Source organism: Nonomuraea helvata, assembly GCF_039535785.1.
Taxonomy (GTDB): Bacteria; Actinomycetota; Actinomycetes; order Streptosporangiales; family Streptosporangiaceae; genus Nonomuraea; species Nonomuraea helvata.
Genome location: NZ_BAAAXV010000009.1, coordinates 1,748,699 through 1,774,185 on the forward strand (window position 1 = coordinate 1,748,699; position 25,487 = coordinate 1,774,185).

The window sequence follows — 25,487 nt, forward strand, 5'->3', positions numbered from 1 at the left end:
GGACTACTCTCCTCCCCCGTTTTCCTCAATTTCCACAGAAGTCTCCATCGACTCCGCGTTCCGGGCGAGGGCCACCACGCTGTCGCCTTCAGCGAGATTCATCAATCGCACTCCCATGGTCTGGCGGCCGGACTGCTTGATCTCGCCGGCACTCGTCCGGATCACCCCACCGGCGGACGTGATCGCGAAGACCTCGTCCTCTGGGTTGACCATGACGGCTCCGACCAGCTTGCCACGGGAAGACACGATTTTCGCAGTAAGCACTCCCCTACCGCCACGTCCTTGAACTGGATACTGCTCCACTGGCGTCCGTTTTGCGTACCCACCCTCCGTGGCGATAAGCACATCTTGACCATCGGCCATCCGATTCATGGCGAGAAGTTCGTCACCATCGAGGAACCTCATGCCGATGACACCGCTGGTCGCGCGGCCCATGGGCCGCAGCGCCTCGTCAGAGGCGGTGAACCTGATCGACTGGGCGCCCTTGGAGACCAGCAGCAGGTCGTCGTGCTCGGAGACCAGGCGGGCTCCGATGACTTCGTCGTCCTCCCGCAGGTTGATCGCGATCAGACCGCCGGTCCTGGGGGAGTCGTACTCGGACAGGCGGGTCTTCTTGACCAGCCCGCTGCGGGTGGCGAGGACGAGGTAGGGGGCGACGTCGTAGTCGCGTAGGTCGAGAACCTCCATGACTGTTTCGTCGGGCTGCATCGCCAGAAGGTTCGCGAGATGCATGCCACGCGCGTCGCGCCCGGCGTCGGGCAGCTCGTACGCCTTGACCCGGTACACCCGGCCCTTGTTCGTGAAGAACAGCAGCCAGTGGTGGGTCGTGGTGACGAAGAAGTGGTCGACGATGTCGTCCTGGCGGAGCTGGGCACCCCGCACGCCCTTGCCGCCGCGCTTCTGCGCCCGGTAGAGGTCGGTACGGGTGCGCTTGGCGTAGCCGCCCCGGGTGATCGTGACGACGATCTCGTCCTCGGCGATGAGGTCCTCGATCGACATGTCGCCGTCGTAGGCGATGATCTCGGTCTTCCTCTCGTCGCCGTAGCGGCCGACGATCTCGCCGAGCTCCTCGCCGATGATCTCGCGCTGCCGGGCCTCGCTGGCCAGGATCGCGTTGTACTCGGCGATCTGCGTCATCAGGGCGTCGTACTCGTCCTGGATGGACTGCCGCTCCAGGGCGGCCAGCTTGCGCAGCTGCATGTCGAGGATGGCCTGCGCCTGCACCTCGTCGATCTCCAGCAGCGCCATGAGGCCCTGCTGGGCGTGCGAGGCGGACTCGGAGGCCCGGATGAGGGCGATGACCTCGTCGAGCCGCTCCAGGGCCTTCAGCAGCGCACGCAGGATGTGGGCGCGCTCCTCGGCCTTGCGCAGGAGGTAGCGGGTCCTGCGGACGATGACCTCGACCTGGTGCGCCACGTAGTGCCGGATGAACTGGTCGAGCCGGAGCGTACGCGGCACGCCGTCGACCAGCGCCAGCATGTTGGCGCCGAACGTGTCCTGCAGCTGGGTGTGCTTGTACAGGTTGTTGAGCACGACCTTGGCGACCGCGTCGCGCTTGAGCACGATCACCAGGCGCTGCCCGACTCGCGAGGAGCTCTCGTCGCGTACGTCGGCGATGCCGGCCAGCTTGCCCTCACGCACCAGCTCGGCGATCTTGAGGGCGAGGTTGTCGGGATTGACCTGGTACGGCAGCTCCGTGACGACGAGCGCCTGCCGCCCCTTGTCCTCCTCGACCTCGACCACGGCGCGCATGGTGATCGAGCCGCGCCCGGTGCGGTAGGCGTCCTCGATGCCCCGCCGGCCGACGATCAGCGCCTTGGTGGGGAAGTCGGGGCCCTTGACCAGCCTGATCGCCGCTTCGAGCAGCTCCTCGTCGCCGGCCTCCGGATTCTCCAGCGCCCACTTGACCGCCGCCGCGACCTCGCGCAGGTTGTGCGGCGGGATGTTGGTGGCCATGCCGACCGCGATGCCGCCCGAGCCGTTGACCAGCAGCTGCGGGAAGCGCGCCGGCAGGACGTCGGGCTCCTGCGACTTGCCGTCGTAGTTGGGACGGAAGTCGACGGTCTCCTTGTCGATGTCGCGCAGCATCTCCATGGCGATGGGCGCGAGCTTGCACTCGGTGTACCGCATCGCCGCCGCCGGGTCGTTGCCGGGCGAGCCGAAGTTGCCCTGCCCGTCGACCAGCGGATACCGCAACGACCACGGCTGCGCCAGGCGTACCAGCGCGTCGTAGATCGAGGTGTCGCCGTGGGGATGGTAGGTGCCCATCACGTCACCGACGACGCGGGCGCACTTGAAGTAGCCGCGGTCGGGACGGTAGCCACCGTCGTACATCGCGTAAAGCACCCGCCGGTGCACCGGCTTGAGACCGTCGCGGACGTCCGGCAGCGCTCTGGACACGATGACCGACATCGCGTAGTCCATGTAGCTGCGCTGCATCTCGGACTGGATGTCCACCGGCTCGATGCGTTCAGCCGGGGGAGTGGTGTTCACGTCCGTCACAGGTAAATGTCCTTAAACATCGAGGAAGCGCACGTCGCGGGCGTTGCGGATGATGAACTCGCGTCTGGCTTCCACGTCCTCGCCCATGAGCACACTGAACAGGTCGTCGGCCTGCGCCGCGTCGTCGAGTGTGACCAGTCGCAGCAGCCGGGTCTCCGGGTTCATCGTGGTCTCCCAGAGCTGGCTCGCGTTCATCTCGCCGAGGCCCTTGAAGCGCTGCACGTTGTCGCGCGGCCGGGGGTCGGCCTTCCCGTTGGCGATGCCCTCGGCGATGACCGCGTCACGCTCGCTGTCGGAGTAGGCGTACGAGGCGTCCTCGCCCTTGCGGTCCCACTTGATCTTGTAGAGCGGCGGGCACGACAGGTAGACGTGGCCGGCCTCGATCAGCGGCCTCATGAACCTGAACAGCAGCGTCAGCAGCAGCGTGTTGATGTGCTGGCCGTCGACGTCGGCGTCGGCCATCAGGATGACCTTGTGGTAGCGCAGCTTGGCGATGTCGAACTCGTCGTGTACGCCGGTGCCCAGGGCGGTGATCAGCGCCTGGACCTCGTTGTTCTTCAGGACCTTGTCGATCCGCGCCTTCTCGACGTTGAGGATCTTGCCGCGGATGGGCAGGATCGCCTGGAAGCGCGAGTCGCGGCCGCCCTTGGCCGAGCCGCCGGCCGAGTCGCCCTCGACAATGAACAGCTCGCACCGCTCGGGGTCGTTCCACTGGCAGTCGGCCAGCTTGCCGGGCAGGCCGCTGCCCGACTCGAGCAGCGACTTGCGCCTGGTCAGGTCGCGGGCCTGGCGGGCGGCGATGCGGGCGCGCGAGGCCTGCAGCGACTTGTTGATGATGTCCTTGGCCTCGCCGGGGTTGCGCTCGAACCAGTCGCGCAGGTGGTCGTTGCAGGCCTTCTGCACGAACGACTTGGCCTCGGTGTTGCCCAGCTTGGTCTTGGTCTGGCCCTCGAACTGCGGGTCGGACAGCTTGACCGAGATGATCGCGGTCAGCCCCTCGCGGACGTCCTCACCGCTGAGGTTGTCGTCCTTGCCCTCCTTGAGGAACTTCTGCTCACGCGCGTAGCGGTTGACGATCGTCGTCAGCGCCGCGCGGAAGCCCTCCTCGTGAGTGCCGCCCTCCGCGGTGTTGATCGTGTTGGCGAACGTGTAGACCGACTCCGAGTAGGAGTTGTTCCACTGCATGGCGATCTCGACCGCGATGCCGTCGCCCTCCTCCTCGAAGGAGATGATCGACGCGTGCGCCGGCTCCTTCTTGGTGTTGAGGTGCTGGACGAAGTCGGCCAGGCCGCCCTCGTAGTGGTATTCGACCGTTAGGGGCTCGCCGTTGACGTGGTCGGGCCGCTCGTCGGTCAGCGTGATCGTCAGGCCCTTGTTGAGGAAGGCCATCTCCTGGAAGCGGCGCGAGAGCGTCTCGTAGTTCCACGTGGTGGTCTCGAAGACGTCGGGGTCGGGCCAGAACGTGATCGTGGTGCCGGTCTCGTCGGTGCCCTCGCCCTTGGCCAGCGGCGCGACGGGCTTGGAGTGCTCGTAGCGCTGGCGCCAGTAGTGGCCGTTCTGCTTGACCTCGACGTCCATGGCGGTGGACAGCGCGTTGACGACGGCCGAGCCGACGCCGTGGAGGCCTCCGGAGACCGCGTAGGACTGGCTGTCGAACTTGCCGCCCGCGTGGAGCGTGGTCAGCACGACCTCGACGGCGGAGCGCTTCTCCACCGGGTGGATGCCTGTGGGGATGCCACGGCCGTCGTCGATCACGCGTACGCCGTTGTCGGCCAGGAGCGTGATGTCGATCCTGGTGGCGTAACCGGCGAGAGCCTCGTCGACCGCGTTGTCCACGATCTCGTAGACGAGGTGGTGCAGGCCGCGCTCACCGGTGGAGCCGATATACATACCCGGGCGCTTGCGAACCGCCTCAAGCCCCTCGAGTACGGTGATAGAGCTAGCGTCGTAGGACAACTGCAAAATCCTCCTGCCGCGGACACGCGGCGGGGGAGGCGATCAAATGCAAAGCTGCCCCTACCGTGCCCGTCACCGTCGTGAGTGCCCCGATGCGCGGTCACCCAGGGGAGTCGGTTTGCTGCCGGGGTGACACGCAAGCGGACGTGTCCGGAATCCGTCTTCATTCTACCGGGTCCGGAGCCTGATAGTGGCAAGGAACGCGCCTGTGATGCTCTCTAGCTCGTTTTGCCCCCAGTCCAGCATCCCCCCTCCGGAAAGGGGGCTTATCGCGTCTGTGGCTTTCTGATCGCCCCTGGAGCCTAACCCCACGTCCTATCCATAGGTGTCGCCGGGGCCCCGGCTTCCGGTCACTCTCAACCCGCCGGACGGTCTCGGCGCGTTCTGCGGGCCTCTGACCTTGACCTTCGTGACTGTGCCGTCGCCGAGCTCCTCGTTCAGCCTGCGTACGAGGGTGCGGGCGAGCAGCCGCACCTGCGTCGCCCACGCCGTCGAGTCAGCCGCGATCAGCACCTCACCGTCCTCGAACGACTCCGGCTTGGTGTGGGCGGCCAGGTCAGGACCGACGATGTCGATCCAGCGTCCGAAAACCCCCCCGACGGCCGCCGACCGCTCCCAGCCGCGGTCGGCCAGCAGGTCGGCTATCGCGCGTCCGAAGAGCTGCGGGTCGCCGGCCTCCCTGCGCGGCCCGGCCTTGCGCCTGGGCTCGCGCCGGGGGAGCTGGCCGCGCTTGGCCGCGTCGGCCTTGGCCTGGGCGAGCTTCTCCCTGGCCATCGCGGCGCCCCTGGCCGCGGGATTGTCGTCAGCGGACACGGGTCACGCTCCCTTCTGCGACGTCGAACCTCGCCCCCACCAGCTCCGCGGGGACGTCGGCCGGCACGGCCGCGGTGATGAGCACCTGCTCGGCGGGGGCGACGATCTCGGCGAGCCGGCGCCGGCGCTGGCTGTCGAGCTCGGCGAACACGTCGTCGAGGATCAGCACGGGGTCGCCGCCGTCGGCCCGGAGCAGGTCGTACGCCGCCAGCCGCAGCGCCAGCGCGAACGACCAGGACTCGCCGTGGCTGGCGTAGCCGCGGGCGGGCAGGTCGCCGATGCCGAGCATCAGGTCGTCGCGGTGCGGGCCGACGAGCGTGACGCCTCGCTCCAGCTCTGCGGAACGGACCTCCAATAGCCGCTCCCGCAGCCGCTCTTCAAGGGTTTTCCCCAAGTCTGTGGATAACGTCTGTGTATCGAAAGATCCCCGCTCACCGGGGACTTCACCACTCCGGCCGTCCTCATCTGTGTCCCCACCTGTGGACAACGTGCTGCGGTACGCCAGCGTCGCGGGGGCGCTGCCCGGGGCGAGCGCGGCGTACGAGCCGGCCACCAGCGGGCGCAGCGCCTCGATGAGCTCCAGCCGCGCCCGCAACAGCTCCGCGCCGTGCCTGGCGAGGTGGGCGTCCCACACCTCCAGCGTGCTCAGCACGTCGCCCGCGCCCGCCGCCGCGAACGCGCTGTCGCTCTCCGCCCGCCTGCCGCTCCTGCTGCCCCTGCGGGCCTGCGCGGCCGTACGGAGGAGCGCGCCGCGCTGCTTGAGCACGCGGTCGTAGTCGGCGCGCACACCGGCGAACCTGGGCGTCCTGGCCACCAGCAGGTCGTCGAGGAAGCGGCGGCGCTCGGCGGGGTCGCCCTTGGACAGCGCGAGGTCCTCCGGGGCGAACAGCACCGTGCGCAGCAGGCCGATCACGTCACGCGCCCGCGAGACGGGGGAGCGGTTGAGCCTGGCGCGGTTGGCCCGCCCCGGGTTGATCTCCAGCTCGATCAGCGCCCGCCGGTCGTCCCTGTGGACGGCGCAGCGCACGATCGCCCGCGTGGCGCCCTTGCGCACAAGCGGCGCGTCGCTCGACACCCGGTGGCTGGAGTGCGTCGCGACGTAGCCGAGGGCCTCGACCAGGTTGGTCTTGCCCTGGCCGTTGGGCCCCACGAACGCCGTGACGCCCGGCTCCAGGCCGAGCTCCACGGACGCGTACGACCTGAAATCGGTCAGCGAGAGGTGGGCGACATGCACCCCACGAGGTTAGTGCGCCTCAGGGATCGGTGTGGTCACCGACGCTCGGTCTCGCGCGGCGGCACCACGTCGGCGCCCGGCGAGTCGGCGCCCTTGCCGGTGCTGCCCTCCGCCGAGGTGATCGCGTGGCCGCCGAACTGGTTGCGCAGGGCCGCGACCGCCTTCATCGCGGGGGAGTCGTCCTGCCGCGAGGCGAACCGGGCGTACAGCGCGGCGGTGATGACCGGCAGCGGGACCGCGTGGTCCACAGCCGCCTGCACCGTCCACCGGCCCTCCCCGGAGTCCTGTGCATAACCCCGGAGCTGGTCGAGGTGCTTGTCGTCGTCGAGCGCACGCACCAGCAGGTCGAGCAGCCAGGAGCGGATCACGGTGCCCGTGCGCCAGCTCTTGAAGGAGCCCTTGACGTCCTTGACGACGTCGGAGGCCTCCAGCAGCTCCCAGCCCTCCGCGAACGCCTGCATCATGCCGTACTCGATGCCGTTGTGGACCATCTTCGCGAAGTGCCCGGCGCCGACGTCGCCGGCGTGGACGAAGCCGTCCTCGCCCTCGGGCTTGAGCGTCTCGAAGAGCGGCATCAGCCGCTCGACGTCGGCCGTGGCTCCGCCGCACATGAGCGCGTACCCGTTCTCCAGGCCCCACACGCCGCCACTGACGCCGCAGTCGACGAAGCCGATGCCCTTCTCGCTCAGCTCGGCCGCGTGCTTCTGGTCGTCCACGTAGTGGGAGTTTCCGCCGTCGACGACGATGTCGCCCGTGTCGAGGAGTTCGCCGAGATCGTCGATCGTGGACTGGGTGGGCTTCCCCGCGGGGACCATCACCCAGACCGCGCGCGGTGCCTGCAGGCGCTCGACCAGCTCCTTCAGGCTGGAGACGTCGCTGATCGCCGGATCGCGGTCGTAGCCGATGACGTCGTGGCCGCCGCGGCGCAGGCGCTCGGCCATGTTGCCGCCCATCTTGCCAAGTCCGACCATGCCGATCTGCATGTTGTCTACCCCCTTGTCAGACTTCCATCATCCCCGATGACAGGTTCAGCCTGACAGGCGGATGGGCATGATCAGGTAACGGTAGTCCGGAGCGGCTCCGTCCTCCACAGGCTTGCCACCCGTGAGGATAGCGGGCTTCGTCGATGTGGTCATCTGGAGCCGCGCGACATCGGAGTCGATGGCCCCCAGCCCCTCCAGCAGGAACTGGTGGTTGAAGGCGATGTTCATCTCCTCGCCCTCGTAGTCGACCGGGAGCGCCTCGACGGCCTGCGCCTCGTCGCCGCTGCCCGCCTCCAGCACCACCTCGCCGCTCTTGAACGCCAGCCGCACCGGGGTGTTGCGCTCGGCGACCAGGGCGACGCGCTTGACCGCCTCGACGAACGGCCCTGTGGACAAGTCCGCGCGGGCGGAGAACTCCGTGGGCAGCAGCGAGCGGTACTTGGGGAACTCGGGGTCGAGCAGCCGGGTCGTGGTCCGCCGCCCGGCGCTGGAGAAGCCGATCATGCCCTCCCCGGTGCCGCCGGCGGAGCTGAGCGCGATCTCCACCTCCGCGCCGGTCGTGCCGAGCGCCTTGGCCGTGTCGGCGAGGGTCTTGCCGGGGATCATCGCGATGGCGGCGAAGTCGGGCTGGCCCGGCTGCCATTTCAGCTCGCGTACGGCGAGCCGGTAGCGGTCGGTCGCGGCGAGGGTCACCGTGTCGCCCTCGATCTCCATCCGCACGCCGGTGAGCATCGGCAGCGTGTCGTCCCGGCCCGCGGCGACGGCGACCTGGGCGACGGCGGAGGCGAACACGTCGCTGCCCACCCGGCCGGCGGCCGGCGGCATGGCCGGGAGGGACGGGTAGTCCTCCACAGGCATGGTGAGGAGTGTGAATCGGGCGCTGCCACAGGTGACGACCGCCTTGGCGCCGTCCACCACGAAGTCCACAGGCTGTGCAGGAAGAGAGCGGGTGATCTCGGCGAGCAGCTTGCCGGAGACCAGCACGACGCCGGGCTCACCGGTGTGCAGCTCGAGCGTCACCTCGGCGGAGACCTCGTAGTCGAATCCGGACAGCTTCAGCTGCTGCTCGTCGGTGACCTCCAGGCGCATGCCCGCGAGCACGGGCACCGACGGGCGCGCCGGGAGGCTGCGTGCCGTCCATGCCACCGCCTCAGCGAGGACGTCTCGCTCGATTCGGAACATCACGGTGATCAGCCTCCTGGGTTCGTCGTTGATTCAAGTCTTCACTCTCCCGCACCTGAGCTCCGGGAGAACCCTCTATGGGTCTTTGAGTTTCTTAGTTAGAGATAGAAGAGGTCATCACACTAGGGGCTGTGGAAACTGGGGACAACCAGCGTTCCGGCTGGTCAGCGGCCCTGTTTTCATCCACTGGGGATGTGGGTGACGCCTGGGGAGAACTCGCGCGCCTGGGGACAGAGAAACTTCACCCACAGGCCGTCCCCAGATCTTGGTGCCTTCATCCACCGGCATCGGCGGGTTATCCACGAGGTTTCCACAGGTTGTCCACGGGGTAAAACGGACACCCCTGGAGTCCCAGATTGCCTGTTCACAGGCCGTCCACACGTTATCCACGAGTAGTCCCCAGGTTCTCCCCAGGGTGTCCCCAGAGTTGTCCCCAGGACCTGTGGGGGATTTTTTCGGGCATTGTGTGGCGAAGAGCCGGCGGGTTTTGGTGTTTTCGCAGATCCACAGTGTTTTCCACAGGCTGTGCATGACGCTCAGGCCCCGCGGGATGTCCGCTTGATACGCAAAGTCAGCTCGTTGACCTGGTTGTACATCGACCGGCGCTCGGCGATGAGCGAGCGGATCTTCCGCTCTGCGTGCATGACGGTGGTGTGGTCGCGGCCGAACTGCTGGCCGATTTTGGGCAGCGACAGCTCGGTCAGCTCACGCGCCAAATACATGGCGATCTGCCGGGCGGTGACGAGCGCCCGGCTGCGCGAGGTTCCGCACAGGTCCTCGATGCTGATGCCGAAGTACTGGGCGGTCTCGGTCATGATCGCGGCGATGGTGATCTCGGTGTCGGACTCCGTGGTGATCAGGTCCTTGAGCACCACCTCGGCCAGCTGCAGGTCCACACCCTGCCTGTTGAGGCTGGCGAACGCGGTGACCCTGATCAGGGCGCCCTCGAGCTCGCGGATGTTGGTGGAGATGCGGCTCGCGATGTACTCCAGCACCTCGGGTGGCGCGGCCAGGCCCTCCTGGATGGCCTTCTTCCTGAGGATCGCGATGCGGGTCTCCAGCTCGGGCGGCTGCACGTCCGTGATCAGGCCCCACTCGAACCGGTTGCGCAGCCGGTCCTCCAGCGTGGTCAGCTGCTTGGGCGCGCGGTCGCTGGAGATGACGATCTGCTTGTTGGCGTTGTGGAGCGTGTTGAACGTGTGGAAGAACTCCTCCTGCGTCTGCTCCTTGCCCTCCAGGAACTGGATGTCGTCCACAAGCAGGATGTCGATCGCCCGGTAGCGTCCGCGGAAGCCGTCGGCCTTGTGGTCGCGGATGCTGTTGATGAAGTCGTTGGTGAACTCCTCGGAGCTCACGTATCTGACCCGCGCGCCGTCGTACAGGCTCTGTGCGTAATGCCCGATCGCGTGCAGCAGGTGCGTCTTCCCCAGCCCGGAGTCGCCGTAAATGAAGAGCGGGTTGTACGCCTTTGCGGGGGATTCGGCCACTGCCACGGCCGCCGCGTGAGCGAACCTGTTGCTGGCCCCGATGACGAATGTCTCGAATGTGTACTTCTGATTGAGCCGAGCCGGTTCGCTGGGTTTGGTGCTCTTCGCCTCCCACCGGTTCGGCGCCGGCTCCGGCTCTTTCTCCACAGGCGGTGTGTACGGCTGCGCCTGTTCAAAAGAGAAGCCGGGCTGTGGATATTCGGTGGATATCTGGGGCTGCTCAGGCTGTGGAGAATAGAACTGAGGCGGCTCGGCAGCCTGCTGGTGCTGCGATTGCGCGGGCTGTGCGTAACGCGGCTGGCTCTCCACATTCTGGGGATAACTCTGAGTCACAGGCTGTTGATGAGCGTCGCGCGACGGCGGCTCCGGCGCTGTGGTGTCGATCATCACGGCCAGCCGCATGTTCTGGCCGAGCTCCTGCGACAGCGCGTGCGCCACGAGCGGGCGCAGCTTGCCCTCGATGAGGTCCTTGAGGAAGTCGTTGGGGACGCCGAGCACGATGGTGTCGTTGGCCCGCGCGATCGGCCGGACCATGGCCAGCCACGTGCGCTGCTGGATCGGCACGTTCTCGTTGAGGAAGTTGTTCAGGGCCCTCGCCCATACCGTGCCGAGGTCGACACCGTTCATGGTGCGGTTCCCCTCCTTCCTCTCGCGGCCCCCCGCGATCGTTATCCACATGCGCGGCCGCCCGCTGTGATCGGCGGCCCCTTCGTCCACAGCGTGGAGGCCGGGCCCCGTGCCCAGGTCCTCCACAGGAGATCCACAAGTTGTGCACAGCCTTTGAGCGGGTCCGGAAGGGCCGACAGTATCCATGTGCACAGCTGTGTTCAAGCGTTGTCCACAGCCTAGTGGTACCTGGGTGCACATACTGTGGACGGTGGTCTGGCGGTGGAAAAGTCGCCTGTGGAAAGGTGGATAACCCGTTCAGTTTGACCTGGACGGTGCTTCCCCCGTAACGTACGACGGTCGGCTTGTCACGCGACGGCTATTTCGCGTGCCCTCGCTTCCCTGGCAGGCCATCCATGTGTGTATAAGCGTCCTTGCGGCGCACCATCAAGCCTGGAGCCCACCCGTGAGCAAGCGTACTTTCCAGCCGAACAACCGTCGCCGCGCGAAGACCCACGGCTTCCGGCTGCGGATGCGCACCCGGGCCGGTCGCGCCATCCTCGCCTCCCGTCGCCGCAAGGGCCGCGAGAAGCTGTCGGCCTGACCGCCCCACGCGTTTTCGGCCCGCCGGTGGATCTCGCCGGCGGGCGATAGGCGTATACGGTGCTGTCCCGTCAATCCCGCATGCGGCGCGGGGAGGAGTTCGAGGCGGCCGTCAGGCGCGGCAAGCGCGCAGGTCGCCCGACTCTGGTGGTGCATTTTGCCATTTCGGGGGAAGAGTTCCCTCGGGTGGGTTTCGTAGTGAGCAAGGCCGTCGGTGGCGCCGTGACCCGTAATACGGTCAAGCGACGGCTCCGACACCTGATGCGGGACCGTCTCGACCGGCTGCCGCGAGGTAGCCTGCTGGTGGTACGCGCCAACCCACCGGCCGCGTCCGCGCGATTCGAGCACCTGGCCGCCGAGCTCGACTCCGCGCTGGAACGTTTGCTCAGGCGGCGCGAGTCCTCGACGGGTGGACAGAAATGACGGAGCAACCGCAAGGGGTGGCGCCGAGCTTCGCAGCTCGGGCACTGATCATCCCGATCCGGTTCTACCGGGCCTTCATCAGCCCGATGCTCGGTCCACGCTGCCGCTTCTACCCGTCGTGCAGTGCGTATGGGCTCGAGGCGATCGCCACGCACGGAGCACTGCGCGGCACTTGGCTGACTGTCCGGCGCATCGGGCGGTGCCACCCATTCCATCCCGGAGGTATAGACCCGGTGCCCCCACGCCCGGTCCGGTCCCACGAAACGCAAGGGAGATAGCTCGGTGGAGCTGTCCTGGCTCAACTGGCTGTACACAGCCGTCGCCCAAGTCATCACCTGGATCCACCAGGCGTACAGCACGGTCCTCGACCCTAACAGCGGCTTGACGTGGGCGCTCACCATCATCACGCTGACCATCTGCATGAGGATCCTGATCTTCCCGCTGTTCCTCAAGCAGATGCGCTCATCGCGAAAGATGCAGGAGCTGGCGCCGAAGGTCCAGGAGCTCCGTAAGCGCTACAAGAACGACAAGCAGCGCATGAACCAGGAGGTCATGGCGCTCTACCAAGGAGCGGGCGCCAACCCCCTGGGCGGCTGCCTCCCCGTCGTGGCCCAGTTCCCGATCTTCATCTCGATGTTCACGGTGCTGCGGGCGATCGCGGCGGACCAGCCGAAGTTCGGGATGACGCAGGAGCTGGTCGACAGCGCCAAGCAGGCCCTCATCCTGGGAGCCCCGCTTCCCGCCAGCTTCTTCCAGGCGGCCCACGTCAGCGAGAAGATCGTCATCGGCATCTTCGTCGCGATCAGCTCGGGCACCACCTTCCTCACCGTCCGGCAGAGCGTCACCCGCTCCATGGCCCAGATGCCGGACAACCCGATGGCGCAGCAGCAGAAGATCCTGATGTACATCTCGCCGCTGTTCGCCTTCTTCAGCCTGAACTTCCCGCTCGGTCTGATCATGTACTGGGTCACCACCAACCTGTGGACGCTCGGCCAGCAGCACTGGTTCTACAGCCGCCACCCGATGCCGCAGTTCGACGCCAAGGGCAACGAGATCCCCGTGCAGGCCAAGCCGGGTCTGATCAACAAGCTCCGCAAGACCACGCCGGAAGAGCAGGCCCCTCCGCCCCCGCCTGAGCCTAAGATCGTCAGGCAGCAGCCAAGCCGCCAGTCCCGCAGCAAGCGCACCGGCAGCAAGAAGTCTTGAACACGAAGGAGAGGCCGGCCATGACCGAGGCCGAGCAGGAGAAGGCTCCGGATCTCAACGCGCTGGAGCAGGAAGGCGAGATCGCTGCCGACTACGTCGAGGGCCTTCTCGACATCGCCGACATCGACGGCGACATCGACATGGACGTCGAGGGAGACCGCGCCATGGTCTCCGTCGTGGGCCTCAAGGGCAACGAGCTCGTGGGCCCCGGGGGAGAGGTCCTGGAGGCGCTGCAGGAGCTGACCCGCCTCGCCGTGCACCGGCAGACCGGCGAGCGCTCCAGGCTGATGCTGGATGTCGGCGGCTACCGCGAGCGGCGCAGGGCCGAGCTCACCAAGCTCGGCACCGAGGTCGCCAACCAGGTCAAGGACCGGGGCGAGCCGAAGTCGCTGCAGCCGATGACGCCCTTCGAGCGCAAGATCGTCCATGACGCGGTGGCGGCCGCCGGGCTCCGGAGCGAGTCCGAAGGTGAGGAGCCGCACCGCTACGTGGTGGTCCTCCCCGCCTGAGGAGTGTTACGCCATCCGATCCGGCCGTCTGCCCGCTCGTATGCGAGGTGGACGGCCGTTTCGCATTTGTACACCTTTATCCCTGTACGTCCACCGAAACCGTGGTTCCGGCGCGTATGCGCCTTGTTAACGTTCTCCGGCTCGGTCCTCGCCATACCGACGGCGGCGTGCTCAAAGGTCGCCTTCAGACCGGCCCGCTAGTCTTCCACTGTGATCTCACCTCTAGCCTTGGGTAGAGACCACCCCGCAGTAGATCAACATCGGGCTGTTGCCCGCCTACCAGGACGGATCAGTCCCAGAAAGGGCCACCGACCAGTGAGCGATGAGCTTCCGGCGCCGCCGGACATAGCGCGGGACGTCTTCACCGGGGAGGCTTGGGATCGCGCGAACGCGTTCGCCGAGCTGCTGGTGGGACCCGGCGTGGTCCGCGGGCTGCTGGGCCCGCGTGAGGTGCCCCGGATCTGGGACCGCCACCTGCTCAACTGCGCGGTCGTGGCCGAGGCCGTGCCCCCGGACGTACGCCTGGTGGACATCGGCTCCGGCGCTGGGCTGCCGGGGCTCGTGCTGGCGATCGTCCGTCAGGACATCACGGTCACGCTCCTCGAGCCGCTGCTCCGCCGTACCGTGTTCCTGGAGGAGTGCGTCGAGGCGCTCAAGCTCGACAACGTCGAGGTGCTGCGCGGGCGGGCGGAGGAGCTGGCGGGCAAGCGCGAGTTCGACGTCGCCAGCGCCCGCGCGGTGGCGCCGCTCGACCGCCTCCTGAAGTGGGCCATGCCGCTGCTTCGCGAGGGTGGCGAGCTGATCGCCATGAAGGGGGAGCGCGCCGCCGAGGAGCTCGCCGAGGCGGAGCCCCAATTGCGGGCCATCGGAGCCCGATCGGCCGAGCTCGTGACGGTCGGGCGCGGTAAGGTCGAGCCGCCGGCAACACTGGTTCGGGTGGTAGCGGGTCGCGCGCCGGAGCGGGCCAGGCGGCGACGAGGGAGGTGACGGTTGTGCCAGTCGCGTCAAGCGGTCTGGGCTGGCCGGGCAGCCGTCCGTCCGAGAGTCCAAACGGGGTTGGCTGGCCCGAAAAGGGCGTGTCGCGACAGTCAATTCCCGACACCGGCACACCACTGGTTGAAAGGATGGCCATCGTGACCCAGACCCCCCTGAACCCCGGCGATTCGCCGTTGGTACGAGAGGCGCTCAGCTCAGTGGTTTCACGTGAAACATCTGCAACCCCCACCGCCGCCCAGACCCCCAGCGACGGGGACGGCACCTGGCCTCGCCCGCCCAAGACCAGGGTGATCGCGGTTGCCAACCAGAAGGGCGGTGTGGGCAAGACCACCACGTCGGTGAACATCGCCGCCGCGCTGTCCATGCACGGCCAGCGCGTCCTCGTGGTGGACCTCGACCCCCAGGGCAACGCCTCCACGGCCCTGGCCACGGAGCACAGGGGCGACGTGCCGGACGTCTACCAGGTCCTCGTCGACGACCTTCCGATGGCGGACATCGTCAAGCAGGTCCCCGACATGCCTAACCTCTACTGCGCACCGGCCACCATCGACCTGGCGGGCGCGGAGATCGAGCTGGTCTCCCTGGTGGCCCGCGAGGCCCGGCTGCGGCGCGCGCTGGCGGCGTACGAGGCGGTCGAGCTGGACTACATCGTGATCGACTGCCCGCCGTCGCTCGGCCTGCTGACGGTGAACGCGTTGGTGGCGGCGGACGAGGTCATGATCCCCATCCAGTGCGAGTACTACGCCCTGGAGGGGCTCGGGCAGCTCCTCAGGAACGTGGACCTGATCCGGGCCCACCTCAACCCGACGCTGAAGCTCTCGACCATCGTCCTGACGATGTACGACGGGCGCACCCGTCTGGCCTCGCAGGTGGCGGACGAGGTGCGGGCGCACTTCGGTGACACGGTGCTCAACACGGTGATCCCGCGCAGCGTCCGCCTGTCCGAGGCGCCCAGCTACGGGCAGTCGGTGATGACCTATGACCCGGGGTCGAGCGGGGCGATGGCGTACATGGACGCGGCCCGCGAAATCGCCCACCGCGCCACCGTGTCCTGACCGGCCTTCGCCGACGCCCTTCTTCGACTCTGAACTAAGGCCGAGAGAGCACACCCAGCCCCGGTTCGTTCCGCCGGGTCCGCCTGTATGCCGCCACGGATGCTCTGCATGCCGTCGCGGTATTTTCGCGTGCGGGTAGGCATCCCGCAGCGGTCCCGACGAGAAGCCTTCACCTCGCCAACGAACGGCCCATCGCCACCACGGAGACAGCGCCCGCCCGCCGTCAGTGAGATGGAGCCAGTCCGCCGTCAGCGAGATGGCGTTGGCTCGCCGTCGGTGAGATGGCGTCGGCCATCGACACGATGGCGGTGCTGGCTTATCACACGGGCAGAGACGGCGCCCGCCCACGACTACGCAGACGGCGCCCGCCCACGACTACAAAGATGGCGCCCGCCGTCACCATGATGACGGCGTCGGCCTATCGGCCCGGAGACGACGCCGGTGCACCGCCACGTTGACAGTGCCGGCCCCGCCGCCGCTGAGACGGCGCTGCGCTGCTCCACGCCACCGGCGCCCGCACCACGATCGTGGCACAGCCAAATGGCGCGCCTGTGAAAGGGCGGGCCTGTGATGCGATGCCCCCCGATACGACGGGCCACGATGCGATGCCACGCGGTGCGCTGGGCCTGCGGTGCGCTGGGCCCGCGATGCGCTGGACCTGCGGTGCGCTGGACCTGCGGTGCGACAGCGCCGCGATGCGATGCCACCTGGCGCGGTGGGGTGGTGGGGCAATGCCATGTGGCGCGGTGGCCAGTGACACTGCGGTCCGCAACACCACGTGCCCCTGAGCCGAAGGAGTGGGCTCGTGAGACGGCAGGGCGGGCTCGTGACACGGCGGGGCGGCGAGGTGGCCGCCCGGCTGGGTGGCGGAGGAGTGAGGGCTTCCCCGGCGGATGTGTCCGGAGGTAGTCGCCCGTTGGGTCAGCTTGGTCGGTCTGGTTGGTGGGTTTGTGGCCGTGTCGGTGTAAATACCGCGGGTCCGTGTGTGGCGAGGGGGCACCGCGCAGGGCGCGCAACGGTAACCTCTCCTGGAGTGACCGGAATCGACCGGGTGGATGAGGAGACGCAGTGAGTCAGCAGCGGCGGGGATTGGGCAAGGGGCTCGGGGCGCTCATCCCGACCGGTCCCATCGTTGACGGTTCGGGGACGGCGCCGGCCTCGTCGAACGGTTCAACGGGGGAGACGGGTCCGAAGCCGATCGCCGGAGCGTACTTCAAGGAGGTCGCGCTCGACGCGATCGTCCCCAACCCGCGCCAGCCGCGTGAGGTCTTTGACGATGAGCGTCTTGAGGAGTTGGCGGCCTCCATCCGGGAGGTCGGTCTCCTGCAGCCGATCGTGGTCCGGCCCGTCGGAGGCGGCCAGTACGAGTTGATCATGGGGGAGCGGCGCTGGCGAGCGTGTCAGCAGGTCGGGTTGGACGCAGTTCCGGCGATCGTCCGCAACACCCAGGACACCGATCTGCTCCGGGACGCGCTCATTGAGAACCTTCAGCGTGAGCAACTGAACGCTCTTGAAGAAGCCGCCGCCTATCAGCAACTCCTCGATGACTTCCAGGCGACGCACGAGCAGCTGGCCCAGAAGGTCGGCCGCTCCCGCTCTCACATCACCAACACCCTCCGCCTTCTGAATCTCCCTCCCGAAGTCCAGCGCACGGTGGCCGCCGGCGTCATCAGCGCGGGTCACGCCCGGGCGCTCCTCGGCCTCAGCAGCCCAGAAGAGCAGATACAGCTGGCCAAGCGCATCGTGGCGGAGCTCCTCTCGGTGCGTGCGGTGGAGGAGATCGTCGCGATGGGGAGCGCCAAGGCGGCCGGGAAGCCCGCTCGCGAACGCCAGGTGGCCAAGCCTACGGCCCCCGGCCTGACGCACCTCGCCGACCGCCTCTCGGACCACTTCGAGACCAAGGTGAAGGTGGACCTGGGGCGGCGCAAGGGCCGCATCGTTGTCGAGTTCGCCACCATCGACGACCTTGAGCGCATCATCGGCACCATGGCACCGGAGGCCGTCCGCGCGATGCGAGAAGCCGAAGACTGACCGTCCTTTGGTTCCGTGTTTCACGTGAAACCAGTGCCGCTGCAGACTCGGCACCTATGTTTCACGTGAAACGTGCCGCCCGCCCTCTCTCCCCGCGCTTCCGCCGTCGATAGCGCGAGGCATCCGTTCTCGGCCCCTGTTTCACGTGAAACAGGGAGCCGTGCGAGGGCGCGTGTTTCACGTGAAACAGCGGCCGGTGTGGTCGCGGTGTCTATGTGAGGGCGGCCTTGCGGATGTCGCTCAGGAAGTCGTCAACGTGCTCCGGGGTCGTGTCGAAAGCGGTCATCCATCGGACGATGCCGGCGGGCTCGTCCCAGTAGTGGAAGAGGTAGCGGCCCCTGAGGCTCTCCGCGAGGGCGGGCGGAAGGGTGGCGAAGACGGCGTTGGATTGGACTGGGTAGGTCAGGGAGACGCCAGGCAGATCAGCTATGCCGTCCGCGAGCCGGGCGGCCATCTTGTTGGCATGCGACGCGTTCTCGCGCCAGAGCCCGTCCGTCAACAGCGCCGACAGCTGGGCCGAGATGAAACGCATCTTCGAGGCGAGCTGGAGCGACTGGCGGCGGAGGTACGGGATGCCAGGAGCCAGCGAGGAGTCGAGGACGACCACCGCCTCCGCGGCAAGGGCGCCGTTCTTGGTGGCACCGAAGCTGAACACGTCAACGCCGACGTCCGCAGTGATGGACTTCAGGTCGCAGTCGAGGTAGGCGGCGGCGTTGGCGAGCCTGGCGCCGTCCACATGGAGGCGCAGGCCTGCCTCATGTGCGGTCTCCGCGAGAGTGGCGATTTCGTCGGGGGAGTAGCAGGTGCCGAGCTCCGTGACTTGAGAGATGGAGACGACCGAGGGCTGGGGGATGTGCGGATTGCCGATCACGTCCAGCTGTGACTTGATGTCGTCCGGGCGGAGCTTGCCGTGCTCGGTGGGGATCGTCACCAGCTTGACGCCGAGCAGGCGCTCTGCCGCTCCCGTTTCATGGGTGGCGATGTGGGCGCTGTCGGCGCAGAGAATCGAGCTGTAGCGGCCGAGCGTCAAGGACAGCCCGACCATGTTGGCGCCCGCCCCGTTGAGCACCGCGAACCCCTCGGCGCCCGGGCCGAACGCCTCCTTGATCTTGTCCTCGAACACCGCCGTCCACCGGTCGTCACCGTAGGCGGGCGCGTCTCCGCGGTTGGCGGCGGCTATGGCGTCCAGGACGGCCGGGTGCACGCCTGCGTGGTTGTCGCTGGCGAAGCTCTTCGGGTACATCGAATCGATCAGCACACGGTAAGGCTACTTACTCGCTCTCGACAGACGTCCGGCCCCGTCGTCCGTCCGGCCTGCGGGCGCGAGGGGGCAAGGGGTGGGCGTGCCACGCGCTACCGCGCCCTGTGCCGTCGTATCGGGCGGTGCAGCACCAGAGAGTCCGACGACAGAGTGCCCCCTCTGCTGAGGGAAGGGGGATGGCGCGCAGGGGCACTGCTTGCCCGAGCCGCGTCGGCCGGCTGCGTGGAGCGGTCTTCGGCCAGGCACTGTGGCGTCGGACCGGCTGCGTGGTGCCGCATCGGGTCGCTCACTGGAAGCAGGCGGCAGAAGCGCCAAAGTGCCCGCTGCGGCGAGGTCGTGCTGGCGGACCGGCGCCATCGGCCGGGGCGCACCGCGCCGCGCTGTGAGAGAGGGTCAGGCGTGGGAGCGGGAGGCCGCGTTCTGGAGGAGGGTGCGGCAGAGGTCGCCGAGGTCCTGGCCCGCGGCTTCGGCGGCCATCGGCAGGAGCGACGTCTCCGTCATCCCCGGTGCCACGTTGACCTCCAGGAAATGCGGGATGTCGGACGCGTCGACGATCAGATCCGTACGGGAGACGTCACGGAGACCGAGCGCCGTGTGGGCGGTCACCGCCGTCTCCGCACAGGCCGCGGCCGCCTGGGCCGAAAGGCGAGCAGGAGCGAAGAACTCCGTGTGCCCGGCCGTGTAGCGGGCCGCGTAGTCGTAGACGCCCTCGTCCGGGACGATCTCCACGGCCGGCAGGGCCACCGGGCCGTTGCCCAGGTCCACGACGGAGACCGCGACCTCGACGCCCTCCACGTAGCGCTCGATCAGCGCCGTGTCGCCGTATGCGAAGCAGCCGACCATCGCGGCGGGCAGCTCCTCCGCCGTGCGGACGATGGAGGCGCCCAGCGCCGACCCGCCCCGGGCGGGCTTGACGAACAGGGGGAGGCCGAGGCGCTCCACGATGCGGCCCAGCACCACCGTGGCGCCGAGGTCGTGGAACGTCTCCTTCGGCAGCGTGACCGACTCGGGCGTCCGCAGGCCGACGGAGCGCACGACGGCCTTGGCGGTGGGCTTGTCGAACGCGACCCGGCACGCGTCCGGGTCGGCGCCCACGTACGGGACGTTGAGCAGCTCCAGGACGGAACGGATCGCGCCGTCCTCGCCCGCGCCACCGTGCAGCGTCACGAACACGGCGTCCGGCGGGTCCGCGAGGATCGACGGCACGAGGGAAGCGTCGGTGTCGCGGGTCTCCACATCGACGCCCGCCGCACGCAGCACCTCGCTGACTCGGCGACCGGAGCGAAGCGACACCTCTCGCTCGTAGGAGAGACCTCCGGCCAGCACGAGCACGTGGCCCAGATCGCTCATCACTTCTCCTCCGCTGATCGCACGCGCCGCTGTCCAACCGTACCGCCATGGCGTCGTCGCCAGGCACGGTGCCGAGGCCATGGCGCGTCCGCCCAGCGGCATGCGGAGAGGGGCGGGGCCGGCAGGCCCCGCCCGAGAAGCGGCGCTAGGCCAGATCGGGGCCGGGAGTGTCGACGCCCAGGTGGTCGCGGACCGAGCCGGTGCCGAACGTGTCGCGCAGCTGCATCTCCTGCTCGATCACGCCGGCCAGCCGCCGCACCCCTTCCCGGATCCGGTCAGGCTCGGGGTAGCAGTACGAGAGCCGCATGTGCCGGGCGCCGCTCCCGTCCGAGTAGAACCCGGTCCCGGGGACGAACGCCACCCGCTCGGCCACCGCCCGCGGCAGGATGGCCTTCGAGTCGAGCCCTTCAGGCAGGCTCGCCCAGACGAAGAAGCCCCCGGCGGGACGGGTCCACGTCACCTCGGGGGGCATCAGGGAGTCGAGCGCGTCCAGCAGCGCGTCGCGGCGCTCGCGGTAGAGCTCCCTGAACGTCTTGATCTGCTCCTGCCACGGCTGCGTGGCGAGGTACTGGCCCACGGCGAGCTGGGTGAAGGAGGAGTGCGAGAGCACGGCCGACTCCATGGCCAGCACGAGCTTGTCGCGGATGGCGTGCGGGGCCAGCGCCCAGCCGACGCGGAAGCCGGGGGCGAGCGTCTTGGAGAACGACCCCAGGTAGACCACGCCGTCCGGATTGTCGGCCCGCAGGGCCCGCATGGGCTCCCCGTCGAACCCGAGCAGCCCGTACGGGTTGTCCTCGATGATCAGGACCCCGGCCCGCTGGCAGATGTCGAGCACCTGCTGCCGGCGGGCGATGTTCAGGGTGACGCCGCCGGGGTTGTGGAAGGTCGGGATCGTGTAGAGGAACTTGATGGGCGCCCCGGCCGTCTCCAGCGCGTAGATGGTCTGAGCCAGCGACTCGGGCACGATGCCCTGATCGTCCATAGCGATATGAACGACTTTTGCCTGATAGGCGGCGAACGTGCCCAGCGCGCCCACGTACGAGGGACCCTCGGCGAGCACCACGTCGCCCGGGTCGATGAAGATGCGGGTGATCAGGTCGAGCGCCTGCTGCGACCCGACGGTGACGACCACGTCGTTCGCCCCGGCGTGGATCCCCTCCAGCCGCATGACCTCGCAGATCTGCTCACGCAGGTGCGGGTCTCCCTGGCCGGAACCGTACTGCAGCGCGACGGGGCCGCGTCTGGTGACGAGGTCGGAGACCAGCTCGCCGACCATGTCGAGGGGAAGAGCCGTGACGTACGGCATGCCGCCCGCGAGCGAGACCACCTCGGGCCTCGACGCGACGGCGAAAAGAGCTCGGATCTCGGAGGCGACCATCCCGGTAGCTCGCGCGGCGTACCGATCGACGTATGCGTCGATGCGCGACCCTTGAGTCGCGGGTGTCTGACCGTGATCCAGCTCTCCTGTCACGGCCCACCTCCTAGGTGTCATATCGGACTGAAATACCAGATTACGCTAACCGGACATGTCGCCCGTGACGGGCTCGACCGTCGTGGTGTCCGCTGGCGGCATCTCCACTGGGCTACGATGCCACCTGTGGACGCGGTTTTCGCGCGTTTTTCCGGGTCAACGACAGGGGGCCGTAGTTGTCGCGCCGGCTGGTCAACATAACCCTGGACAATCTCGAAGATCTGCCTCGGCGCTGCCGACGGTGCGTGTTCTGGGAGCTCGATCCGGTGAGCGGGGAGCGGGCAGTGGAGTCAGGAGATCCCACGCTGGAGAAGGAGGCCTGGATCTCCGGCACACTCCTCGAATGGGGCAGCTGCGGGAAAATCGTGTACGTCGACGGGGTCCCCGCGGGGTTCGTGCTCTACAGCCCGCCGCTCTACAGCCCTCGTTCCGTGGCCTTCCCCACCTCGCCGGTCAGCGCGGATGCGGTGCTGCTCATGACGGCGCACATCATTCCGGAGTTCTCGGGTGGCGGGCTGGGGCGAATGCTCATCCAGGGGGTGGCCAAAGACTTGACCAGGCGCGGGGTGAAAGCCATTGAAGCTTTTGGCGACCTCAAGTGGGAAGAGCCTAGTTGCCTAGTTCCGGCGGAATACTTCCTTTCTGTTGGTTTTAAGACGGTTCGTCCTCATTTGCGATTCCCTCGGCTCCGGCTTGAGCTCAAGACCGCCGTCTCGTGGCGTGAGGACGTCGAGGTGGCCTTGGAGCGGCTCCTGGGCTCCATGAGTCCGGAACGCGCCCTACGTCCCGTCTGACGACCACTCAGCGCCGTACGACAGACAACGCGAAAGCCCCCCGCCACAGAGAGCGGGGGGCCGGGCGCGACCGCGGGAGAGCGGGTCAGATGATGCCGTCGAGCTCGCGCAGCAGCATGGCCTTCGGCTTGGCGCCGATGATCTGCTTCACGACCTCTCCGTTCTTGTAGACGTTCATCGTCGGGATCTGGAGCACACCGTACTGGCGCGGAACCTCCGGGTTCTCGTCGATGTTGAGCTTGACGATCTCCAGCTTGTCGCCGTGCTCGTTGGCGATCTCCTGGAGGATGGGCGCGACCTGACGGCACGGGCCGCACCACTCGGCCCAGAAATCGACCAGCACGGGCTTGTCGCTCTTGAGTACGTCAGCTGCGAAAGAGGCGTCGGTGACAGCCTTCACGGTGCGCTCCTTACTTACTTCTCGGTGTGGGCCAGCCAGCGCTCGGAGTCGAGCGAGGCCGCGCAGCCGGTGCCGGCGGCGGTGATGGCCTGGCGGTAGGTGTGGTCGACGACGTCCCCCGCGGCGAACACGCCGTCGATGTTGGTCGCCGTGGACGGCGAGGCCACCTTGACGTAGCCGTCCTCATCGAGATCGATCTGCCCCTTGACCAGCTCGGTACGCGGATCGTGCCCGATGGCCAGGAACAACGCGTCAGTGGCCAGCTCGCATTCCTCGCCGGTCTTGACGTTGCGCAGCTTCACGGCCTCGACGTGGGTGTCGCCGAGCACGTCCACGACCTCGGAGTCCCAGACGAAGCGGATCTTGTCGTTCGCGAACGCCCGCTCCTGCATGATCTTGCTGGCCCGCAGCTCGTCGCGGCGGTGCACCACCGTCACCATGCGGCCGAACCTGGTCAGGAACGTGGCCTCCTCCATCGCCGTGTCGCCGCCGCCGACGACCACGATGTCCTTGTTGCGGAAGAAGAAGCCGTCACAGGTCGCACACCAGGACACGCCGTGCCCCGACAGGCGCTTCTCGTTCTCCAGGCCGAGCTCCCGGTAGCCGGAACCCATCGCCAGGATGACGGACTTGGCGTAGTAAGTGTCGGTGTGGGTCTTGACGACCTTGGGGTTGGCCTCCAGGTCAACCTCGACCACGTCGTCGGCCACCAACTCGGCACCGAACCGCTCGGCCTGCTTGCGCAGGTTGTCCATGAGATCGGGGCCCATGATGCCGTCGGGGAACCCGGGGAAGTTCTCCACGTCGGTGGTGTTCATGAGAGCGCCGCCGGCTGTGACGGAGCCCTCGAAGACCAGCGGCTTGAGCTCGGCGCGCGCGGAATAGACGGCCGCGGTGTAGCCAGCTGGGCCGGATCCAATGATGATCACGTTACGAACGTCGCTCAACGCTCCACGCCTTCCTCGTCTGCTGTTGCACCCGCCTCAACAGATCCTAGGCCGCCGTGATTCCCTGCCCTGCACACGCCGGTCCCCTACACAGCGAAAGAGCCCGCCGAGGCGGGCTCTTTACGCGTGTTCTGCCTACCAGTGGCCCAGAGCGGGCTTTCGGAGGTTCTTACAGTTGAACGGGTCCACGATGTCGATGCGCAGCTTCTGCGTGGCCTTGTCCTTCCAGGAAGCCACGATGAGGGCCTCCTGTCCGTTGTACTGGCCCTGGTCCACCGCGTACGTCGGCAGCTTCGACCGGCTCGCCACCCGGCTCACGCACTTGTCGACCTTGCCGGCGTCGTCGGAGCCGTCGAGCACCATGCGCTGGAAGCCGAACATGCCTTCGAGCGGCTGGCGCAGGTCCTGGTCGCTGTAGTTGTGGCCGCTGTCGGTCAGCCCGTACGACGTGGCCCGCTGGTGGGACGGAGTCGCGGACGTGGTGGGGGGCGCGGGCTGCGCCTGGACACCACCGTTGCGAGCTCCCGTGCCACCGCCGGCGCTTACCAGCAGGCTGGTCGAGGTCACGACCGCGCCCACCACCGCGGCGGCCGCCGCGGCAGCGATCGCGGGCATCGCCCATCGGCGCCGCCGCGAGGCCCGGCGCTTGGCCGGGACGATCGTGCCGTCGTCGGAGACCACTCCGAGGCGTACCGGCTCTGGGGCTGGCTGGGGGGCCTCTTCAGCGGCGACCTCGACTGGTCGCTCCCACGGGGAGTCCCGCATGAGCTCATCCCAGTCGGGTGGTTCCACGAGGCCGACACCTCCCCGCCGGGACTCCGCCTCGGCGGCCAAGGCCTTGTCGATGCGCAGTGCGACACCCATCGGCATAGCCGGTGTGGGGGTCGCCGCGAGCACCTCGCGAACCGCCGCCAGGTCTGCCAGAAGCTCCCCACAGGGGTCGCAGACCGCGAGATGCCCGCGGACCTGGCGCGCCGTGTCGACGTCTAGGAGACCCTCGGCCAACTCGGCCAGGATTTCCAGATCGTAGTGCGTATCACCCGTCACGAAGTTCTGCTCCCTTCGCGGATGAGACGCGATTGAGGTCCGATCGGTTCCGCAGATGCGAAAGAATTGGGGCAAGTTTCGCGCGCCCTCGCGCACACCTGCTCTTCACCGTGCCGCTCGGCACTTGGAGCACCTGAGCTGCGTCTTCGACCGAGTAGCCCATCATGTCGACGAGCACCAGCGCCGCCCGCTGGTCGCTGGGCAGCAGTTTGAGCGCGGCCGAAACCTCCATCGAGACCTCGCGCTCGAGGGTCTGGTCAGGCAGCGGGGAATCCCGCTCGGCGGCCTCGATCAACTCGTCGTCCGCGACGGGTCGGACCGATTTACGGCGCATCCGGTCGAGGCAGGCGTTGACCACGATCCGGTGGAGCCAGGTTGTGACGGCCGCCTCGCCGCGGAACGTGGCGGCCTTGCGGTAGGCGGAGACGAAGGCGTCCTGCACGGCGTCGGCGGCCTCGTCAGGGTCACCGAGCGTACGCAGGGCGACCGCCCACATACGGTCGCGGTGTCTCTTGACGATTTCGCTGAAGGCGTGTGGATCCCCGTTGATATGCGCGGTCAGCAGCTCGGCGTCTGTGACCGCCGGCCGCTCCGCTGCTGAGGGTGTCTCGGGTGGGGAGTTCACAAGAGG

General features: G+C 67.9%; 23 protein-coding genes. 9 read left to right on the forward strand and 14 right to left on the reverse strand.

Features of this window, described 5'->3' with window-relative positions:
• Positions 1–3 precede the first annotated feature (3 nt).
• The 7 genes from gyrA to dnaA form a co-directional block, all read right to left on the reverse strand.
• Entirely contained in the window at positions 4–2,502 is a 2,499-nt protein-coding gene (gene gyrA, locus ABD830_RS41320) for a DNA gyrase subunit A (RefSeq protein WP_344999679.1), read from the reverse strand.
• Between the two features lie 12 nt (positions 2,503–2,514).
• Positions 2,515–4,458, reverse strand: coding sequence for a DNA topoisomerase (ATP-hydrolyzing) subunit B (gene gyrB / locus ABD830_RS41325; protein WP_378521112.1), 1,944 nt, complete (start codon positions 4,456–4,458; stop codon positions 2,515–2,517).
• Between the two features lie 315 nt (positions 4,459–4,773).
• The gene (locus ABD830_RS41330; protein ID WP_344999681.1) at positions 4,774–5,271 is read right to left on the reverse strand and encodes a DciA family protein; all 498 of its coding nucleotides are present in this window, start codon (positions 5,269–5,271) and stop codon (positions 4,774–4,776) included.
• Complete coding sequence (recF, locus tag ABD830_RS41335; protein ID WP_344999683.1) at positions 5,261–6,505, reverse strand: DNA replication/repair protein RecF; 1,245 nt, start codon at positions 6,503–6,505, stop codon at positions 5,261–5,263. Before recF ends, ABD830_RS41330 begins: the two co-directional genes overlap by 11 nt.
• Before the next feature lie 35 nt (positions 6,506–6,540).
• The gene (gene gnd / locus ABD830_RS41340) at positions 6,541–7,488 is read right to left on the reverse strand and encodes a phosphogluconate dehydrogenase (NAD(+)-dependent, decarboxylating) (protein WP_344999685.1); all 948 of its coding nucleotides are present in this window, start codon (positions 7,486–7,488) and stop codon (positions 6,541–6,543) included.
• A gap of 45 nt (positions 7,489–7,533) precedes the next feature.
• Positions 7,534–8,673, reverse strand: coding sequence for a DNA polymerase III subunit beta (gene dnaN, locus ABD830_RS41345; RefSeq protein ID WP_344999687.1), 1,140 nt, complete (start codon positions 8,671–8,673; stop codon positions 7,534–7,536).
• 533 nt (positions 8,674–9,206) lie between these two features.
• Positions 9,207–10,784, reverse strand: coding sequence for a chromosomal replication initiator protein DnaA (gene dnaA / locus ABD830_RS41350; protein WP_344999689.1), 1,578 nt, complete (start codon positions 10,782–10,784; stop codon positions 9,207–9,209).
• A gap of 445 nt (positions 10,785–11,229) precedes the next feature.
• Here dnaA and rpmH point away from each other — a divergent pair, with 445 nt between their 5' ends.
• The 8 genes from rpmH (at position 11,230) to ABD830_RS41390 (ending at position 17,586) form a co-directional block, all read left to right on the forward strand.
• Positions 11,230–11,367 carry a 50S ribosomal protein L34 gene (rpmH, locus tag ABD830_RS41355; protein ID WP_020547366.1) on the forward strand — a complete coding sequence of 46 codons (138 nt, stop codon included), beginning with the start codon at positions 11,230–11,232 and terminating at the stop codon, positions 11,365–11,367.
• An 80-nt stretch (positions 11,368–11,447) separates the two neighbouring features.
• Complete coding sequence (gene rnpA, locus ABD830_RS41360; RefSeq protein WP_378521113.1) at positions 11,448–11,789, forward strand: ribonuclease P protein component; 342 nt, start codon at positions 11,448–11,450, stop codon at positions 11,787–11,789.
• Positions 11,786–12,067: a membrane protein insertion efficiency factor YidD gene (gene yidD / locus ABD830_RS41365; protein WP_344999694.1), complete on the forward strand. Its 282-nt coding sequence runs from the start codon at positions 11,786–11,788 to the stop codon at positions 12,065–12,067. The genes rnpA and yidD overlap by 4 nt, the downstream gene beginning before the upstream one ends.
• Before the next feature lie 4 nt (positions 12,068–12,071).
• Positions 12,072–12,995: a membrane protein insertase YidC gene (gene yidC / locus ABD830_RS41370; protein WP_344999696.1), complete on the forward strand. Its 924-nt coding sequence runs from the start codon at positions 12,072–12,074 to the stop codon at positions 12,993–12,995.
• 20 nt (positions 12,996–13,015) lie between these two features.
• Entirely contained in the window at positions 13,016–13,504 is a 489-nt protein-coding gene (locus ABD830_RS41375) for a Jag family protein (protein ID WP_344999698.1), read from the forward strand.
• 315 nt (positions 13,505–13,819) lie between these two features.
• Positions 13,820–14,491, forward strand: a complete 672-nt coding sequence (gene rsmG / locus ABD830_RS41380) for a 16S rRNA (guanine(527)-N(7))-methyltransferase RsmG (RefSeq protein ID WP_344999700.1) — start codon at positions 13,820–13,822, stop codon at positions 14,489–14,491.
• Positions 14,492–14,628: 137 nt separating this feature from the next.
• Positions 14,629–15,555, forward strand: a complete 927-nt coding sequence (locus ABD830_RS41385; protein ID WP_378521114.1) for a ParA family protein — start codon at positions 14,629–14,631, stop codon at positions 15,553–15,555.
• A gap of 1,068 nt (positions 15,556–16,623) precedes the next feature.
• The gene (locus ABD830_RS41390) at positions 16,624–17,586 is read left to right on the forward strand and encodes a ParB/RepB/Spo0J family partition protein (protein ID WP_344999704.1); all 963 of its coding nucleotides are present in this window, start codon (positions 16,624–16,626) and stop codon (positions 17,584–17,586) included.
• A gap of 211 nt (positions 17,587–17,797) precedes the next feature.
• Here ABD830_RS41390 and ABD830_RS41395 read toward each other — a convergent pair whose 3' ends face one another.
• The 3 genes from ABD830_RS41395 to ABD830_RS41405 form a co-directional block, all read right to left on the reverse strand.
• Positions 17,798–18,844: a threonine aldolase family protein gene (locus ABD830_RS41395; RefSeq protein ID WP_344999706.1), complete on the reverse strand. Its 1,047-nt coding sequence runs from the start codon at positions 18,842–18,844 to the stop codon at positions 17,798–17,800.
• A gap of 396 nt (positions 18,845–19,240) precedes the next feature.
• Positions 19,241–20,197: a D-alanine--D-alanine ligase family protein gene (locus ABD830_RS41400; protein WP_344999708.1), complete on the reverse strand. Its 957-nt coding sequence runs from the start codon at positions 20,195–20,197 to the stop codon at positions 19,241–19,243.
• 145 nt (positions 20,198–20,342) lie between these two features.
• Positions 20,343–21,668, reverse strand: coding sequence for an aminotransferase-like domain-containing protein (locus tag ABD830_RS41405; RefSeq protein WP_378521115.1), 1,326 nt, complete (start codon positions 21,666–21,668; stop codon positions 20,343–20,345).
• 176 nt (positions 21,669–21,844) lie between these two features.
• On the opposite strand from ABD830_RS41405, the gene ABD830_RS41410 reads away from it, so the two are divergent.
• Positions 21,845–22,462: a GNAT family N-acetyltransferase gene (locus tag ABD830_RS41410; protein ID WP_344999710.1), complete on the forward strand. Its 618-nt coding sequence runs from the start codon at positions 21,845–21,847 to the stop codon at positions 22,460–22,462.
• Between the two features lie 85 nt (positions 22,463–22,547).
• Here the strand turns inward: ABD830_RS41410 and trxA are convergent, their stop codons facing one another.
• From trxA to sigM, 4 genes are all read right to left on the reverse strand, one after another.
• Entirely contained in the window at positions 22,548–22,862 is a 315-nt protein-coding gene (gene trxA, locus ABD830_RS41415) for a thioredoxin (protein ID WP_344999712.1), read from the reverse strand.
• Positions 22,863–22,876: 14 nt separating this feature from the next.
• Positions 22,877–23,809 (reverse strand): thioredoxin-disulfide reductase, encoded by a 933-nt coding sequence (gene trxB / locus ABD830_RS41420; protein WP_344999714.1) that lies wholly within the window; start codon positions 23,807–23,809, stop codon positions 22,877–22,879.
• Between the two features lie 135 nt (positions 23,810–23,944).
• Complete coding sequence (locus tag ABD830_RS41425) at positions 23,945–24,856, reverse strand: anti-sigma factor family protein (protein ID WP_344999716.1); 912 nt, start codon at positions 24,854–24,856, stop codon at positions 23,945–23,947.
• Complete coding sequence (gene sigM, locus ABD830_RS41430; RefSeq protein WP_344999717.1) at positions 24,846–25,481, reverse strand: RNA polymerase sigma factor SigM; 636 nt, start codon at positions 25,479–25,481, stop codon at positions 24,846–24,848. Before sigM ends, ABD830_RS41425 begins: the two co-directional genes overlap by 11 nt.
• Between the last annotated feature and the right edge of the window lie 6 nt (positions 25,482–25,487).

Coding starts and splice junctions, on each gene's coding strand:
- gnd (WP_344999685.1), bottom strand. CDS start 7,488: ATGCAGATCGGCATGGTCGGACTTGGCAAGATGGGCGGCAACATGGCC.
- dnaA (WP_344999689.1), bottom strand. CDS start 10,784: ATGAACGGTGTCGACCTCGGCACGGTATGGGCGAGGGCCCTGAACAAC.
- rnpA (WP_378521113.1), top strand. CDS start 11,448: ATGCGGCGCGGGGAGGAGTTCGAGGCGGCCGTCAGGCGCGGCAAGCGC.
- yidD (WP_344999694.1), top strand. CDS start 11,786: ATGACGGAGCAACCGCAAGGGGTGGCGCCGAGCTTCGCAGCTCGGGCA.
- ABD830_RS41375 (WP_344999698.1), top strand. CDS start 13,016: ATGACCGAGGCCGAGCAGGAGAAGGCTCCGGATCTCAACGCGCTGGAG.
- ABD830_RS41385 (WP_378521114.1), top strand. CDS start 14,629: ATGGCCATCGTGACCCAGACCCCCCTGAACCCCGGCGATTCGCCGTTG.
- ABD830_RS41400 (WP_344999708.1), bottom strand. CDS start 20,197: ATGAGCGATCTGGGCCACGTGCTCGTGCTGGCCGGAGGTCTCTCCTAC.